The 15822-nt window shown below is 66.9% G+C and carries 15 protein-coding genes; 8 read left to right on the forward strand and 7 right to left on the reverse strand.

Going from position 1 to position 15822, the window contains the following annotated elements; genetic code table 11:
• Window positions 1-190 precede the first annotated feature (190 nt).
• The 3 genes from ACT86A_RS23190 (at window position 191) to ACT86A_RS23200 (ending at window position 4472) form a co-directional block, all read left to right on the forward strand.
• Complete coding sequence (locus tag ACT86A_RS23190; RefSeq protein ID WP_445094309.1) at window positions 191-1801, forward strand: alpha/beta hydrolase; 1611 nt, start codon at window positions 191-193, stop codon at window positions 1799-1801.
• A 76-nt stretch (window positions 1802-1877) separates the two neighbouring features.
• Window positions 1878-3494: a GMC oxidoreductase gene (locus ACT86A_RS23195; RefSeq protein WP_445094310.1), complete on the forward strand. Its 1617-nt coding sequence runs from the start codon at window positions 1878-1880 to the stop codon at window positions 3492-3494.
• 117 nt (window positions 3495-3611) lie between these two features.
• The gene (locus tag ACT86A_RS23200) at window positions 3612-4472 is read left to right on the forward strand and encodes an ion transporter (protein ID WP_445094311.1); all 861 of its coding nucleotides are present in this window, start codon (window positions 3612-3614) and stop codon (window positions 4470-4472) included.
• On the opposite strand, the gene ACT86A_RS23205 is transcribed toward ACT86A_RS23200, so the two are convergent.
• Window positions 4450-5661, reverse strand: a complete 1212-nt coding sequence (locus ACT86A_RS23205; protein ID WP_445094312.1) for a low temperature requirement protein A — start codon at window positions 5659-5661, stop codon at window positions 4450-4452. The genes ACT86A_RS23200 and ACT86A_RS23205 overlap by 23 nt on opposite strands.
• 103 nt (window positions 5662-5764) lie before the next feature.
• Window positions 5765-6223, reverse strand: coding sequence for an SRPBCC family protein (locus ACT86A_RS23210; protein WP_445094313.1), 459 nt, complete (start codon window positions 6221-6223; stop codon window positions 5765-5767).
• Between the two features lie 187 nt (window positions 6224-6410).
• On the opposite strand from ACT86A_RS23210, the gene ACT86A_RS23215 reads away from it, so the two are divergent.
• Entirely contained in the window at window positions 6411-6767 is a 357-nt protein-coding gene (locus ACT86A_RS23215; RefSeq protein ID WP_445094314.1) for a sporulation protein, read from the forward strand.
• A gap of 197 nt (window positions 6768-6964) precedes the next feature.
• Here the strand turns inward: ACT86A_RS23215 and ACT86A_RS23220 are convergent, their stop codons facing one another.
• Window positions 6965-7153, reverse strand: coding sequence for a DUF1918 domain-containing protein (locus ACT86A_RS23220; RefSeq protein ID WP_445094315.1), 189 nt, complete (start codon window positions 7151-7153; stop codon window positions 6965-6967).
• 64 nt (window positions 7154-7217) lie between these two features.
• Complete coding sequence (locus ACT86A_RS23225) at window positions 7218-7796, reverse strand: TetR/AcrR family transcriptional regulator (RefSeq protein ID WP_445094316.1); 579 nt, start codon at window positions 7794-7796, stop codon at window positions 7218-7220.
• Between the two features lie 74 nt (window positions 7797-7870).
• On the opposite strand from ACT86A_RS23225, the gene ACT86A_RS23230 reads away from it, so the two are divergent.
• Complete coding sequence (locus ACT86A_RS23230; RefSeq protein WP_445094317.1) at window positions 7871-8446, forward strand: dihydrofolate reductase family protein; 576 nt, start codon at window positions 7871-7873, stop codon at window positions 8444-8446.
• 23 nt (window positions 8447-8469) lie between these two features.
• Here the strand turns inward: ACT86A_RS23230 and ACT86A_RS23235 are convergent, their stop codons facing one another.
• A complete protein-coding gene (locus ACT86A_RS23235; RefSeq protein WP_445094318.1) occupies window positions 8470-8895 on the reverse strand; it encodes a secondary thiamine-phosphate synthase enzyme YjbQ in 426 nt (141 codons plus the stop codon).
• A gap of 162 nt (window positions 8896-9057) precedes the next feature.
• Here ACT86A_RS23235 and ACT86A_RS23240 point away from each other — a divergent pair, with 162 nt between their 5' ends.
• The 3 genes from ACT86A_RS23240 (at window position 9058) to ACT86A_RS23250 (ending at window position 12472) form a co-directional block, all read left to right on the forward strand.
• Window positions 9058-10323, forward strand: coding sequence for an aspartate kinase (locus tag ACT86A_RS23240; protein WP_445094319.1), 1266 nt, complete (start codon window positions 9058-9060; stop codon window positions 10321-10323).
• Window positions 10324-10326: 3 nt separating this feature from the next.
• Window positions 10327-11361: an aspartate-semialdehyde dehydrogenase gene (locus ACT86A_RS23245; RefSeq protein WP_445094320.1), complete on the forward strand. Its 1035-nt coding sequence runs from the start codon at window positions 10327-10329 to the stop codon at window positions 11359-11361.
• Between the two features lie 193 nt (window positions 11362-11554).
• Window positions 11555-12472: an aminotransferase class IV gene (locus tag ACT86A_RS23250; RefSeq protein ID WP_445094321.1), complete on the forward strand. Its 918-nt coding sequence runs from the start codon at window positions 11555-11557 to the stop codon at window positions 12470-12472.
• Between the two features lie 145 nt (window positions 12473-12617).
• Here the strand turns inward: ACT86A_RS23250 and ACT86A_RS23255 are convergent, their stop codons facing one another.
• Window positions 12618-13967: a serine hydrolase domain-containing protein gene (locus ACT86A_RS23255; protein WP_445094322.1), complete on the reverse strand. Its 1350-nt coding sequence runs from the start codon at window positions 13965-13967 to the stop codon at window positions 12618-12620.
• Window positions 13968-14168: 201 nt separating this feature from the next.
• Window positions 14169-15410, reverse strand: a complete 1242-nt coding sequence (locus ACT86A_RS23260; RefSeq protein WP_445094323.1) for an APC family permease — start codon at window positions 15408-15410, stop codon at window positions 14169-14171.
• Window positions 15411-15822: the final 412 nt, after the last annotated feature.

Genomic DNA, 15822 nt, shown 5'->3' on the forward strand with positions numbered 1-15822 from the left:
GCACCTTCGGCGTCCGATGTGACACCGAGTTGCCCGCGTGTGTCCGGATTTCGCGGCGACGTGGTGCGGTGGACGCCGGCGTGGTGCGCAGCCCGGAGGGATGGCCGGTGAATCGATCTCAGGGTTCGATGTCAGGGTTCGATGTCAGCCCTGAGGAGGACGACGCCCGCCGGTGCGTCGGCACAGGATGATGTTCGTGCGTAGCTGGAAGCTGGTCATCGTCGCCCTCGCCATGTCGCTCCCGGCGCTGAGTGGTTGTGGCGCAACACCGAGCCGGCAGGAGTCGGCCGTGGCGAATCTGGTCGAACAAGCCGATGCGGCGCCGACACCCCGGCTGGACTGGGCGCCGTGCCCCGAACCGAAGCTGAGCGGGTACCAGTGCGCGACAGCGGCCGTGCCGGTGGACTATGCGCACCCCGACGGCCCGACCCTGCCGCTCGCGGTCGTTCGCCAGCCAGCCGCGGACCCGCAACGGCGGATCGGCACATTGTTCACCGCGGTCGGCGGTCCCGGTGGTTCGGGATTGCGCTGGGCGGCGCAGGGGCCGTTGTTCGGCGGCGAGATCGCGCGACGGTTCGACGTGATCACCTTCGACCAGCGTGGCGTCGGCCGCAGCGGACAGGTCCGTTGCTTTCCGAATGCCGAGCAGCAGCAACGGTTCTGGTCCGACGCGTGGTTGCCGCCGGTGAATCCGGAACAGGAGCTCGCCGCCGCCGCGGCCGGCCGTCGGCTTGCCGCCGGCTGTGCGGCCCATAGCGGCACCCTGATCGGGCACCTGACCACCGTCGATGTGGCACGCGATCTGGACCTGCTGCGCCGTGCGGTCGGCGATCCGCAGTTGACGTACGAAGGCGGTTCCTACGCAAGCTATTTGGGTCAGGTGTACGGCGCGTTGTTCGGTGATCGGGTACGCGCGCTGCACCTTGCTTCGATGATCGACCCGGACACGTACACCAACGACACGCGACGTTCGATCGAGAATGTCGCGGCCGGGACCGAGGAAGTGCTGAGCGAATTTCTGCGACTGTGCGCGGAGGCCGGGCGACCGCGCTGCGCCTTCGCGGCCGAAGCGAGCCCACCCGGGCTCCCGGCGCAGGGCAGCGCGGTGAAGCTCGACTTGCGTGCCCGCAATAACGTTGTGCTGCAACGTCTTCGTGAGGCGCCGATCGTGGTGGGGACGGGTGAGCGGGTGCGCACGGTCACCTACTCCGAGGCGCTGTCCGCGCATGCGCTACTGCTGTACGACCAGAACGAGGGCTGGCCCGCGTTGGCCGAATTGCTCGCCGAGTTGGAGCGAGGTCCGGTCGGCAATCCGGACGCCGTGTCCGAGATACTGGCCGCGACTGCGGAACCGGACGACTTTCTCGACTCGTTCACCGCGATCTCCTGCGCGGACAATACCTTTGCGCGTGATCCCGATCAATGGCCCGCGCTGGCAAGAGCTCTCGCCGTTGTCAGCCCCACCTACGGGGCGTTCTGGCTGTACCTGTACCAAGCCTGCGCGTCCTGGCCGTCGCCGCCCGACGGGTTCGCCCAGCGCTACACCGGACCGTGGATTCTGCGGTCGGACACCCCTGCGCTGCTGGTCAACAACCGATTCGATCCGGTCACCCCGTTGCCGGCCGCACGGCGCGCACAGCAGGAATTGGTGAACGCCAGGCTGGTCGTGGTGGAGGGGAGCTACGGGCACTCGCCGCTCAACGATTGCACCCGAAAGTTGCGGGAGCGCTACCTCATCGACTTGCAGATGCCCGCTCCGGGAGCTGTCTGCCGCGCCGACGAGACGCCGTTCGGCCGATAGCGAAATCGGATATCTGTTCATAAAACGGGAATACCGGTAATCTGCGCACGCCAGGTGTGATGATGGAAGGTGACCGGTGCGTAGACGTGCCTTGTTCAAGGCGGCGGGCACGGCCGCGCTGCTCGGTGCTGTGGGAACGGTGGCCGGCACGAGCGCGGCGGCCACCGACCCGGCTTGGGAGGCCCTGTTTCGCGATTGGGTGCCGGAAATCTTTGCGCCGCTTCCCGATCCACCTCAGCACTCGCCCGCGATAGTTATCGGCTCCGGGTTCGGCGCCGCGGTCACCGCGCTGCGCCTGGCCGAGGCCGGAGTCGCCAACACCGTGCTGGAGCGTGGTTCGCGCTGGCCGAACGACCCGTGGCGGGAGATCTTCACCGGAGACGACCTGCCCGACGGTCGCGGGTTCTGGCACCGCACCCACTTCACCGGCGTCACCAAGGTGCCGATGCGATTCGCCAGCTTCGGCGGCGTGCTGGACTGCGTCGAGTATCCGGGCATCGATGTCTGGCGGTCGGCGGTGGTCGGCGGCGGCTCGGTGATCTTCAGCGGAGCCATGATCGCCCCGGAACGCCGCTTCTTCGACCACGTCTTCAGCGGCACCGTCGACTACGGCGAGATGGAGCGGGTCTACTACCCGCGGGTGCGCGCGATGCTGCGGCTGAGCACGATGCCCGCGGACATCTACGACTCCTCGCCGTTCACGCATTCCCGCGCCTGGGACGACCAGGTGCGCAAGGCGGGCTACCAGCCTCAACCGAACGACTCGATCTTCAACTGGGATATCCTGCGCGCCGAACTGGCCGGAGCCGCACGGCCTTCGGCCACCGCGGCCAGGAGCACTCTGGGCAACTCCAACGGCGCCAAGTTCGACCTGAACCAGAACTATCTGCGGTACGCGCAGAGCACCGGCCGCTGCGCCATCTTTCCCGGCCACCGCGTCGATGCCATCGCGCAGGACGGCGACCGCTATCTGGTCACCGTGACCAAGCTATCGCCCACCGGCGACGTACTGGCCACCCGCACCCTCACCTGTGACCGGCTCTTCCTCGGCGCGGGTTCGATCGGTACCTCGGAACTGTTGGTCCGCGCCCAGGCCACCGGTGCGCTGCCCCGCCTGAACGAGCATGTCGGCGACGGCTGGGGCACCAACGGCGACGTGGTGCTCGCCCGTGGCGCGAGCGCGCTGGCCGGACACGGCCAAGGTGTGCCGAGCGCGAGCCGGATCTTCGACGAATCCGGTGCGCCGCTGACCCTGGAGAGCTGGTACATCCCTGGCATCCCGTTCGAGACCGGCGCATTGGCCTCGCTCGGCATGGTGCTCGATTCGACCCGAGCCCGGTTCGGATACGACCGGGCCACGAACGGAGTCGGGCTCAGTTGGCCGGCGCGCAACCGCGACGAGATCGTGTCCGCGGCGCGCGCGGTCGACCACCGGATCGCCGAACGCGCGGGCGCGCTCGTCGAGTACGGCGCTCTCGGTTATGACGCAAACGCGCTGTTCACCGCGCATCCGCTCGGCGGCGCGGTGCTCGGGCGGGCTACCGACAATTATGGGCGCGTGCACGGCCACGCCGGGTTGTACGTGGTAGACGGTGCCGCGGTGCCGGGCAGCACCGGCACGGTCAACCCGTCGCTCACCATCGCCGCACTGGCCGAACGCAATATCGAGGCGATCGTCCGCGCCGGTCGCTGATCGTCTCGGTTTGCGTGGCCTGGCCGCAGGGCACCCACCAGGTGTTCCCCAACCGTGCCGAGCATGCTTCGCGCGTACTACTGTCGGCGGCACCGTTCGGCGTCGAAGGGATCCGCAGTGTCCGCTCTCACCCCCAGCTCGGGCATCGAGCGATACGGTCTGCGGGAAGCACCGCATCCGCACGAGTATCCGCGCAAGCCGCCCATGCTCTGGACCGATTTCGCGATGCTGGGGCTGGCCGTCGTCTCGGTGGCACTGGTCGTCTGGATCACCGCCTTTCCGGTCTCCGGGCACACCTACCGCGTGGTCGTGTTCATCGACTGGTCGCTGTGCGCGGTGTTCGCCGCCGAGTTCCTGTGGCGCTGGCGGCGCGTGGGCTGGTCGTGGACCTTCCCGCTGGTCTATTGGTATGAAATCGTCGGCATGATCCCGGTGACCAGCCCGTTCTTCCGCGGATTCCGGTTGCTGCGGGCCGTGGTGATCGTCGTGCGCCTGGCCCGGGTGGCCGACCGGGTGTTCGGCGATCGCGTGACGGCGGCGGTGGTGAATCACTTCGTGGTCACCATCGTGGACACCATCCGTCGTCCGATGACGATCGCGATGATGGACGAAGTGGCGAACGTGCTGCGCACCGGGCACTACACCCGCAATATCGCGGCGGCCCTGGCAGAGAACCGGGCCGAATTGGACGAGATGATCCTCGAACTGATCAAGCAGGACCCGCAGGTGGGTCGGGTGCGCTACATCCCGTTTCACGACGAGATCATCCGGCTGATCGCCGACACCACATTCCGCATCGTGTTCCAGGTGCTGGAGGACCCGCGCACCGACGAACTCGTCTCGGATATGTTGCGCGAGAACATCGATCAGATCCGCGACGCGGTCCGCGACGGTGTCCGGGTATCGCCGGCCGCGTACGGTCCGACGCCGGCCGAAGACGGTGTGCGCCATCAGCTCAGTCGGCGGCCGGGTGTCTGATCTCGTCCCTCGGCTGCGCGAAACGGACTGTCTCCCAAGTGATCAGCCCGATCAGGATGACGCACAGCAGCGCCAGCGACGCCAGCGCGGGCAACGCGCACGCCAGTGGGATGAGCGCCAGCAGAACCACCACGGTGACCACCCGGGACAGCGTGATCATGCCGGTGGCGTAGTGCTTGAACCCGGCCAGCGCGATCAGGTACAGCACCACGCCGCCGTAGAGCGAGTACAGCGGAATTCCGTAGAGCGCGTCGGTCAGCGTGTGGTGGGAGGAGTCGCCGACGTAGTAGAGGACCTTCTTCAGTCCGAGCGATAGCGCGATGATCCCGACGATCATCGGGAAATGCCAGAAGGTATAGGAGCCTCGCGCGATCTTGATCTGCCGTGCGCCCTCGGCACGGACGAGTTCATGTTCCACCGACAGGGCGGCGACGTCGAAATACGCCCACCACAGCAGACCGGAAATGGCCAGACCCAGCAGCGAGCCGAGTGCGATCGGCCAGGAGATCGGCAACCCCGCCACCCCGATGCCGATCGAGACGATGGACTCACCGAGCGCGACGATGATGATCAGCCCGTACCGCTCGACGAAATGGGTGGCCGAATTCAACCGCCAGTCCGTGCCCGCGATCAGGGTCCAGAGGTAGTCGCCCGCGATAGCGGCGATCCATAGCGCGATCTGCACCCCGCCGGATGTCATAGCGGCGATGACCAGCAGTGTGGTGCCGATCGTGATCGAGCCGAGCGACCAGCGCAGCACCTGATTACGCAGTTGCGAGTCCTCGGCGCTGGCCAGCCAGAACATCCCGACGTGTACCAATCGGACGACCAGGTAGGCGATGGCGAATACCAGCGGGCCGAACCAGCCGCCGGGTAGGTCGTCGAACGCCTCGGGAATGGTGAGCGCGGCGAGGAAGGCGCCGCCCATGGCCGCGAACATGGCCACCCGTGCGATGCCCTCGTCGGCGCGGACCACGTTGCCGAGCCAGGAGTAGGCGATCCACAGCCACCACATCAGCGCGAGTACCAGGAAACCGCGCAGCATGTTCTGCGCGCTGGTGTCCTCGGCGGCCAAGCCGGTGACCATGGTGAACGCGAAGACGAGCACGAGGTCGAAGAACAGCTCGAGCTGGGTGACCGAAGCGTCTTCCGCTGTTGGCTGGAATCGAACCCGTTTGGTACCGATCATGGTGCACATCGTCGCACTCCGGCCGGGTCGGCGCTGTTTCGCTGCGCTACCGGATCGGTGATTTCGCACCGGGCGCAGCGCCGCCCTTCAGTATTCGCTTCGGCTATACATGCTCGTAGTATTCCGGTTCCGGGAATCGCTCGGCGAAATCGACGAAGCTCTCCGCCACTACTTCGTTCGCCTTGCGAACTGTTCGTTTGACCAGAAATCCGGGAATCGGGATGGGGAGATACAGCTCGGCGTGGTACCAGACGTCCGTGCCGTCGACGCCGTCGGACACCTCGAACCAGCCGCCGCCCCGCACGCCCCGGGTGCTGTCGACGACTGTCCAGGCGGCCCGGTTCTTGGTCCAATCATATTCCAGCACTTGTAGATCCGAGCTACCGAGCAGCTCCGCCCGGACGAAGACGCGCTGCGGTCGCCGCAGCCGGTCGCGCGTCGCCACCCGGATGTCGCTGTAGGAGGTCGACCACTCCGGGAGCGATTCGACAGCGACCAGGGCGTCCATGACCTGCGTGGGCTGGGTGTCGACGAAGAATCGGATATCTGTTTTGGTGCGCATGGCATACCTCCGACCCCCGGGTGGACAATTCGGCCGATTGTCTATGCCCTTGTCGGCGTCGTCAACTCGACCGCTGAAGCCGATTCTCCGGCTGACCGGATACGCCGCGCGGGGCCCGCCCGCTTACCATCGGAGCGGGAACGGCGTCGGTCTGGCGATGCCGTCCGGTCGAAGGTGGGAGGTTGTCGTGCAGTACGCCGAACTGCTGGGGCAAGTGCGGGACGCGATCACCGTGCGCCGGGTGTACGGGGAGCCGTACGAATCCGATGGGGCGGTCGTCATTGCCGCTGCCTCGGTCGGTGGCGGCGGTGGCGGGGGCGGCGGCGCCGGGAGCGACGACGGCCGGGTTGAAGGGGCAGGGGTCGGTGAAGGGGCAGGGTTCGGTGTGGGTGCCAAACCCGTCGGCGCGTACGTACTGCGTGACGGTCAACTCACCTGGCACCCGGCCGTGGACGTCAACGCGATCATCGAGACGGTCGGCAAGGTGCTGATGGTGGGAATCCTGGCCTTCGCCCTCACGCGCCGCCGCACGCGACACGTATGAAAGGCGCGGCGATGTTCTCGGTAGACCGTTCTCGGTAGACCGCGCGCGGGCAGAGCTGTGGCAGAAGCCGGGCTGTGGCAGAAGTCGAGACATGGCAGAAGCAGCCGTCTCGAGTGCGCCGCCGGATGTAGTCGGGCCGTATCGCACGTCGGGCCGAGCGCAGGCGGGAACCCGCCTAGCGCTCGACCTGAGTGGCCTCAGTCTGTGGCGGGCTCGACGATCGCGTCGGGTCCTGGATACACCAGTGATTCGTGACCGTCGGAGTAGCGCACCATAAATGGTGGCGTCCCGTCCGGCCCGCGGACCTCGACGATCTCGGCCAGGTGATCCACTTCACCCACCACGTGTCCGTGTACGCAGAGTCGATCTCCTACATGTGCGATCATCGCCCCATTATCGAACCTCAGTGCTGCGCGTCACAACCATTCCGCGAAGCTGCGCGGTAACCATTCAGTTGCCGCCGCTGATGACCCGCTCGACGGCGGCCTCGATCAACGCCACGCTCTGTTCCTCGGTGAACACCTCCGGCAACGTGAGTCGATCGACGATCAGCCAGTTGAGTGCCAGGTAGAGCAGCAGCACCGATTTCTCGTCGCCGGGTAGACCGGCCTCGAGATGGTTACGCACATTGAATTCGATGTCCTCGCGAACCCGATCGGTCAGTACCGCGCGAAGCTCCGGTCGCCGGGTCGCCTCCAAACGCAACTCCAGCAGGGCCAGGTAACCGGTGCGGAACGCCTCGATGCGCCCGACCGTCTCCCGCATCAATTCGATGATGTTCGCGCGGGTTTTCGGCCCTCCGGCCAGCTTGGCCATGGTCGCTTCGCTCGGTCGCAGCCGCTCGTAGAACCGACCGCCCGCCTGGGTCAGCAGGTCGTCGCGGTTGGCGAAGTAATTCGACGCGGTGCCCGCCGGTACCGCTGCCTCTTTGTCCACCGCGCGGAAGGTCAGTCCGCGTGCGCCGTCGCGCGCGAGAACTTCGATCGCCGCGTCCACCAGCGCCTGTCGTCGCTCCGGGTTGGTCCGCACTTGACACCACTCCAGTCGTAGTACTACATTTCAAATCACTACAGACAGAGTACAACGTGTTAGGCGGTATGGGTATGCGAAAGCTTGTCTACTACGTGGGTGTGTCGGTCGACGGCTACATCGCGGGCCCCGCGGGGGAGTTCGACTTCTACCCTCTCGACGACGCGATGACGGCCTGGGCCATCGGCGAATATCCGGAGTTCGTGCCCAGCTTCCTGCGTACGCAGTCTGGAATGGCGGTGGATGAGCCGAACAAGCGGTTCGACACCGCGGTGATGGGCAGGGGCAGCTACGAGCCCGGGTTGTCCCTCGGTGTGACCAGCCCGTACGCGCACATGAAGCAGTACGTGGTGTCCAGCACGCTCGGTCCAGTCGACGATCCGGCCATCGAGGTGGTCGAACGCGACCCCGTCGAGCTCGTGCGGGGGCTGAAGCGGGCCGAGGGTGGGGACATCTGGCTCGTCGGCGGCGGCAAGCTCGCCGCCGAACTGCTCGGCGAGATCGACGAGATGATCATCAAGAGCTACCCGGTCGTCGCGGGCGGCGGCATGTCCGTGTTCTCCGGCGCGTTCCGTCCGACGCTGTTCACTCCAGCTCAGCGCAAGGAATTCGGCAACGGCGCGCAGGTCACCTGGTTCACCAGGGCCTGAGCCCCCGGTCAGTTCCCATCGGCTCAGTTCCCGTCGGCGAGGAATGACAGCCGCACCTGTCGGTCCGGATTGTCCACATTGAGGTCGACCAGCGCGATCGACTGCCAGGTGCCGAGGGCTAGTTTCCCGCCGAGCACTGGGACCGTCGCGTATGGCGCGATCAGCGCGGGCATCACATGGGAGCGCCCGTGGCCGCGCGAACCGTGCGCGTGCCGCCACCGGTCGTCGGCGGGCAGCAGCTCCCGCAGCGCGGCCAGCAGATCGTCGTCGCTGCCGGCACCCAATTCCATGATCGCGATCCCGGCGGTGGCGTGCGGTACGAAGATGTGCAGCAGTCCGTCCCGGCTGCCGGCGCCGCCCGCCTCGCGGACGAATGCGGCGCACTGCGGCGTGATGTCCTGCACCACCTCGCTGTGGCCCGATCGCACTTCGAGCAGCGTGCTCTTCATCCGCCCATCGTCGCATCGCGTCGCGGGCCACGCGTGGTGCCCGGGGATCGGACACGGTGGTGGATTTCTACACGCCGGGTAGGTATCGGCATAACCGCTGAACCCCGGCCGGTAGTCTGGGTGGCTGTTACCAGTTTGTTGTCGATCTTGGAGGACCCTGTCGTGGCTCTCGTGGTTCAGAAGTACGGAGGATCCTCGGTGGCGACCGCCGAGCGCATCCGGCGCGTCGCTGAACGGATTGTGGAGACCAAGAAGCAGGGCCACGACGTGGTGGTCGTCTGCTCCGCCATGGGCGATACCACCGACGAACTGCTCGATCTCGCCCAGCAGGTGGCGCCGGCGGCACCGGCCCGCGAGATGGACATGTTGCTCACCTCCGGTGAGCGCATCTCCAACGCGCTGGTCGCCATGGCCATCCACTCGCTGGGCGCCGAGGCCCGCTCGTTCACCGGCTCCCAGGCGGGCGTGATCACCACGGGCGCGCACGGCAACGCCAAGATCATCGACGTCACCCCCGGCCGCGTCCGGGACGCGCTCGACGACGGCCTCGTGGTGCTGGTCGCGGGCTTCCAGGGCGTCAGCCAGGACAGCAGGGACGTCACCACGCTGGGCCGTGGCGGTTCGGACACCACCGCAGTCGCGCTGGCGGCCGCGCTGAACGCGGACGTCTGCGAGATCTACACCGACGTGGACGGCGTCTTCACCGCCGACCCGCGGATCGTGCCCGACGCGCAGCGGCTCGACCAGATCTCCTACGAGGAGATGCTCGAACTGGCGGCCTGCGGAGCCAAGGTGCTGATGCTGCGCTGCGTCGAATACGCCCGCCGCTACAACGTGCCCGTGCATGTGCGCTCGTCCTACACCGACAAGCGGGGCACCTACGTTTCTGGATCGATGGAGGACATCCCCTTGGAGCAAGCAATCCTCACCGGCGTCGCCCATGACCGCAGCGAGGCCAAGGTGACCGTGGTCGGGTTGCCGGACGAACCGGGCTACGCCGCCAAGGTGTTCCGCGCGGTCGCCGACGCCGAGATCAACATCGACATGGTCTTGCAGAACATCTCGAAGGTGGAGACCGGCAAGACCGACATCACTTTCACGCTGCCGAAGACCGAGGGCGCCCGCGCGGTGGAGATGCTGACCAAGCGCCAGGCCGATATCGGTTTCTCCCAGGTGCTCTACGACGACCACATCGGCAAGGTTTCGCTGGTCGGCGCGGGTATGAAGAGCCACCCCGGGGTCACCGCCACGTTCTGTGAGGCGCTGGCCAAGGCGGGGGTGAACATCGACCTGATCTCCACCTCGGAGATCCGGATCTCCGTGCTGGTCAAGGACACCGAACTGGACGAGGCGGTCAAGGTGCTGCACAAGGCGTTCGACCTCGGCGGCGACGAGGTCGCGGTGGTCCACGCGGGAACGGGGCGATAGGTCATGGGCGTTCGGGTAGGAGTCGTCGGCGCGACCGGGCAGGTCGGCGCCGTCATGCGGAAGCTGCTGGAGGAGCGCGACTTCCCCGCCGATGAGGTGCGGTTCTTCGCCTCCGCGCGTTCGGCGGGCAAGACGCTGCCGTGGCGCGGCCGCGAGATCGTCGTCGAGAACACCGAGACCGCTGATCCGTCCGGCTTGGACATCGCGCTGTTCTCCGCCGGTGCCACCATGTCCCGGGTGCAGGCTCCGCGTTTCGCGGCGGCCGGTGTCACCGTGATCGACAACTCGTCGGCTTGGCGCAAGGACCCGGAAGTCCCGCTGGTGGTCAGCGAGGTCAACCCGGAGCAGACGCGCAATCTGGTCAAGGGCATCATCGCCAATCCGAACTGCACCACGATGGCGGCCATGCCGGTGCTCAAGCCGCTGCACGACATCGCGGGTCTGCGTCGCCTGATCGTGTCCAGCTATCAGGCGGTATCCGGCAGCGGCCTGGCCGGTGTCGAAGAACTGGCCACCCAAGCGCGCGCGGTGATCGGCGCCGCCGAGCAGTTGACCCATGACGGCCGCGCGGTGGATTTCCCCGCACCGAACAAGTACGTCGCGCCGATCGCGTTCAACGTGCTTCCGCTGGCCGGCTCGCTGGTCGACGACGGCTCCGGCGAGACCGACGAGGATCAGAAGCTGCGCAACGAGAGCCGCAAGATCCTGGGCATACCCGATCTCGCGGTGAGCGGCACCTGCGTGCGCGTCCCGGTCTTCACCGGCCACTCGCTGTCGGTGAACGCCGAGTTCGCCGAGCCGCTCTCCGTCGAGCACGCCAAGGAGATCCTGGCCAAGGCCCCCGGCGTAAAACTGGTCGACGTGCCCACCCCGTTGGCCGCGGCCGGTGCCGACGATTCCCTCGTCGGCCGCATCCGCCAGGACCCCGGCGTCCCCGACGGTCGCGGTCTCGCCCTGTTCATCTCGGGCGACAACCTGCGAAAGGGCGCTGCCCTCAACACAATTCAGATCGCCGAAGTTCTGCTCAGCAACCGCTGAGGTGTTCTAGGTTGAACGGGCGGCACCTGCCAGGTGCCGCCCGCAGTTGGGCTGATGCCGGAGAAGGGGACTGCTCGCCGACAGCTCAGCTCGGATCCATGTCTACGGTCTCAATTCCCGCGTTTCGCCGCGTCACCGTGTCCGATTCGAAATTGGTTCGCCTGCCCGGACGCCGCGCTGTTAGCCTGCGGCGATGGCTAATCCTCATCCCCACGTGTATCTCGGTGACCGGATCGTTGCGGCCGACGCGGCCGTGGTCGGTGTCGCATCGTCCGCGGTGCTGTACGGACTGAGCGTCTACACCGTCTTCCCAGTGCACGTGAACGGGGCAGCACGGACCGCGTTTCGGCTGGATGATCATTTCCGGCGGCTCGAGGAGTCGTGCAAGATCATCGGGATCGACCGGTTCGCCATGGAATGGGATTTCGCCAGGTTTCGCGCTGCTGTAGCGGAACTGATCACGGCGAACGCCCCGCACGAGGATGTCTTCGTGCGGGCGACGGTGCACGTGGTCGAATCCATCCCGGGCACTCGGGTGCGTGGCTGTGCGATCCAGGTCAGCATGTTCGTCTACGACGCGGTGCCGATCGTCCCGCAGGAGGGGATGCGGCTGAAGTCCAGCCCGTGGCGAAGGATTCCGGACAATGCCATTCCGTCCCGCGCCAAAGTCAATGGCGCCTATGTGAATTCGGTCCTGGCCAAGCAGGATGCGATCGACAGCGGATACGACGATTGCGTCTTCCTCGACGGCAACGGGCACGTCTGCGAACTCAGTGCGGCGAATATCTTCCTGGTCCGCAACGGCACGCTGATCACGCCGGACGTCTCCTGTGACATCCTCGACGGCATCAACCGCAGGACCGTCCTCACCTTGGCGGCGGAGGACGGCATTCCGGTGGTCGAACGCACCGTGGACCTCACCGAGCTGTACATCGCCGACGAGGTGTTCGTCACCGGAACCTCCGCCGGTGCGGCTCCGGTCGTCGAAGTGGACGGTCGTGTGGTTGCCAGCGGTGTCCCCGGGCCGATCTCCCAGGCGCTGCGCAAACGCCACTACGCCGCGCTGCGCACCGACGGGGTCCACGGGTGGGTCACGACACTGTCCGGATAGCGCCGGTCCCGGCAGGGCCGTCGTCGGGGAATCTTCATATTGAAGTCATTGGGCTGCATGACTGTGCGATCGGGGGTTCTCTGTTCGTCCCGGAACTGGCCCGTCCGGCACAGTCGAGGGCCTGTTGAACGGCGACCAGTAGCGCTCAGCGGATGCCCGGGGTGCGCGGATCCTGCCCGAGGCAAGCCAAGATGGCGCAGCCCGGCGGGGTGTCGGCGAACGGCGGCTCCAATGGGTAATTCAGGCAGGCGAAGACGTTGCAGCCCGGATAGGCGGCGGGCCCAAGGCCGAGTACCGCGATCAGAATGTCGTTGTCGACGAAACGGCGGGGGTCCAGCCGCACCGGCGGCTCGATGTAGGGGCCCTGGTCGGGCACCGGCCGCTCATCGAATGCGTCGAAGACTTTGCGGAAGAATTCATAGGTCAGTTCCTGGGTGTTCTGAATGATCCCGTTCACGCCCTGGGCGCTGACGTTGCCGAAAACGCCGGTCCACACCACCGTGAGATCCAGGCTCGGAATGACGAAGACGTTCTGCAATCCGAGCCCCGCCATCATGTAGGCGTCGCTGGGCAGGAAGTCCGCCATCTCGGCGCAACCCGGCCCGAGCCAGAACAGGTATCCGTAGCACGGGTTCGTCGGCGAGTGCGTGCGCGCTTTGCGCAGGTACTCGGCGGAGACGACGCGCTGGGCACCCCACTGTCCGTCGTTGCTCACCAGCAGGCCGAGCTTCGCGAAATCCTTCGGTGGAATCATCAGGTGTGCGTAGCCGTAGGTATGTCCGGAGCGGTCGCGGGCCCAGTAGTAGTCGTCGCGCGCGATACCGAGCGGATCGAACAGTTCCCGCTGGGCGAACTGTTGCAGCGGTTCACCCACGGCGAGTTCGACCACGTAAGCCAGGAGGTCGACGTTGCGCTGGCTGTAGGTGAAGACGGTGCCCGGCGGATTGTCCAGCGGCACCCCGAGCGCCTGCACCGCGCTGTTCGGGTCGACGGGGATCACCCCGGTGACGCCCTCGGTCAGCACACCGACCCGCATACCCGATGTCTCGGTGAGCAGATTCTCGACGGTAATCGACCGGCGCGCCGGGCCGCCGAGTCCAGCGGGCAGGTAACGGTCGATCGGCGCGTCGAGTTCGAGTTTGCCCTGGTCCAAGGCGATTCCGGTGAGAACGGAAACGATGCTCTTGGTCGCGCTCCAGATGTTCCACGGGACGTTATCGGTCTGATTGTTCGTCGGGCCCTCACCGATCAGGCAGTTGTGCCGGAACACCTGCACGTTGAATCGGTTTCGTTCCGCGGCGAAGCGCAGCGCTTCTTGCAGCCGCGCGGAATCCAACCCGACCTGCTCCGGCGCCGCGCGCTGTAGCTCTCGGCCCGAGCTGACGCCACACCGCAGCTGATCATCGGGCGCGGCCTGTGCGCTCCCGACGAGCAGATTGCCCGCTACCAGCGAAAACGCCGCGACCCCCGCCAGGAATCCACCGAAACGCTGCATGTGGCAAGGCTAGCCCGCTCGGCGGGAATCATCGGGGCAACAGGCGGACGAAGGAGCGTGGAACTTGCCCAGCCGGGACGGCCTGGTGCGGTGTCGCCGGGTCCGCCACGGTGACCGCGGAAATCTTCGCCGCGGCGGGTTACCCGCTGACGCTGCCGGGCCGCGGCAGGCTCGGTGGCGATCTTCCGCTGCGAGTTCTGTCTATCCGCGTGATCGATTTCGCAGCGCGTACAGCACTGCGCCGAGCGCGAGTGTGCCGAGTCCGGCCAGGACAGCGACCAGTGGCAGCGAGAATCCGACGATGACGCACCCCGCTGCGCCGACGATGGGAATCCAGCGGGGCGGGCGGTTCTCCACAACGGTGAGAGTCGCGGCGGAGACATTCGCGATCAGGTAGTAGACGAGCACCGTGAACGAGGAAAAGCCGATCGCCGCACGCAGATCGAAGACGGCGGCGATTACCGCGACGACCGCGCCGACTACGAGCTCCGCGCGATGCGGGACCCCGAATCGCGGATGCACCGCGGCCAGCGCAGCCGGCAGATAACCATCCCGCGCCATGGCGAGCACCGTGCGGGAGACACCCAGGATCAGCGCCAGCAGCGATCCGGCCGCCGCGAGCACCGCGCCGACCCGCACTACCGGGGCCGCCGCCGGGACGCCCGCCGCGGTAACCACTCGGGCGAGCGGGTCAGTGGCCTGGGCCAGCCCGGCGGACCCCAGCACGCTCAGCGCCGCGACCGCCACCAGCGCGTAAACCGCCAGAGCCAGCCCGAGCGCGATCATGACGGCCCGGGGAATGGTTCGCTCCGGGTCGCGCACCTCCTCGCCGAGGGTCGCGATACGGGCATAGCCCGCGAACGCGAAGAACAGCAGCCCGGCCGCCGTGAGAACATCGCGCGGACCGATTCGGTCGGTCAATGCCGTTGCCGCCGAGTGCGTTCCGAACAACCCGGCCGCGACGACCACCGCGAGCACCACGAGCACGACCGCGACCAGCACTCGAGTAGCCGACGCCGATTTCTGTACCCCGGTGTAGTTGATCGCGGTGATTGCCACCACCGCCGCGACGGCCACCGCATGCGCCTGCTCGGGCCAAGCGTAACTACCGACCGTCAATGCCATCGCCGCACACGAGGCTGTCTTCCCCGCGACGAATCCCCACCCGGCGAGGTAGCCCCAGAACGGCCCGAGCCGCTCCCGCCCGTACACGTACGTTCCCCCGGAAACCGGATACCGCGCCGCCAGCCGTGCCGACGACGTCGCGTTGCAGTACGCCAGCAGCGCCGCCACCGCCAGTGCGAGCAACAACCAGCTCCCCGCCGAGGCCGCCGCAGGAGCCAGCGCCGCGAAGATACCCGCCCCGATCATCGCCCCGAGCCCGATGATCACCGAATCGGTGAGCCCGAGCCTGCGGTGCAAGGTTCCATCATGCGACGCCATGAGCTGCATCCTTCCGCACCTCCCGCGTCCACGCAGGTCGGGACAACGGACGTCGCACCCGCGAAGTCGGTGCGTCGAACCAGCTATGTGGGCACGATGGCCCCGTGCACCGATCGCTGTGGCGGCCTCGGACGATTCGCTCCGGACTGAGCGTCCGGTATGGCAACGCGGATGGCTGCGGTCCGCTGAAACATTTGCCGGTTGCATACCACCCGAGCTCGCACTCCACCAATCCGAGCGGGCCTGTCCAGTCTTCGGCTCTGTCCCATTTTCGGCTCTGGTCCCCATTCGGTGGTCGGCGACAGCGAGCCCGGAGCACCGAGGTTGCACTTGCTGAATCAGGCCGGTGTAGCCGATACCTCGCGGTGCTTGCCGCCGGGGCGAGCACCCCTGTTCGGGCGGGATCACCGGC

The organism is Nocardia glycosmidis (assembly GCF_052545115.1).

Bases quoted from the DNA above. Each gene is read 5' to 3' on its own strand.
- ACT86A_RS23210 (WP_445094313.1), bottom strand. From the start codon at position 6,223: ATGCGCACCAAAACAGATATCCGATTCTTCGTCGACACCCAGCCCACG.
- ACT86A_RS23250 (WP_445094321.1), top strand. From the start codon at position 11,555: ATGGCTAATCCTCATCCCCACGTGTATCTCGGTGACCGGATCGTTGCG.
- ACT86A_RS23235 (WP_445094318.1), bottom strand. From the start codon at position 8,895: ATGAAGAGCACGCTGCTCGAAGTGCGATCGGGCCACAGCGAGGTGGTG.
- ACT86A_RS23245 (WP_445094320.1), top strand. From the start codon at position 10,327: ATGGGCGTTCGGGTAGGAGTCGTCGGCGCGACCGGGCAGGTCGGCGCC.
- ACT86A_RS23260 (WP_445094323.1), bottom strand. From the start codon at position 15,410: ATGGCGTCGCATGATGGAACCTTGCACCGCAGGCTCGGGCTCACCGAT.
- ACT86A_RS23220 (WP_445094315.1), bottom strand. From the start codon at position 7,153: ATGATCGCACATGTAGGAGATCGACTCTGCGTACACGGACACGTGGTG.
- ACT86A_RS23255 (WP_445094322.1), bottom strand. From the start codon at position 13,967: ATGCAGCGTTTCGGTGGATTCCTGGCGGGGGTCGCGGCGTTTTCGCTG.
- ACT86A_RS23205 (WP_445094312.1), bottom strand. From the start codon at position 5,661: ATGATCGGTACCAAACGGGTTCGATTCCAGCCAACAGCGGAAGACGCT.
- ACT86A_RS23230 (WP_445094317.1), top strand. From the start codon at position 7,871: ATGCGAAAGCTTGTCTACTACGTGGGTGTGTCGGTCGACGGCTACATC.
- ACT86A_RS23190 (WP_445094309.1), top strand. From the start codon at position 191: ATGTTCGTGCGTAGCTGGAAGCTGGTCATCGTCGCCCTCGCCATGTCG.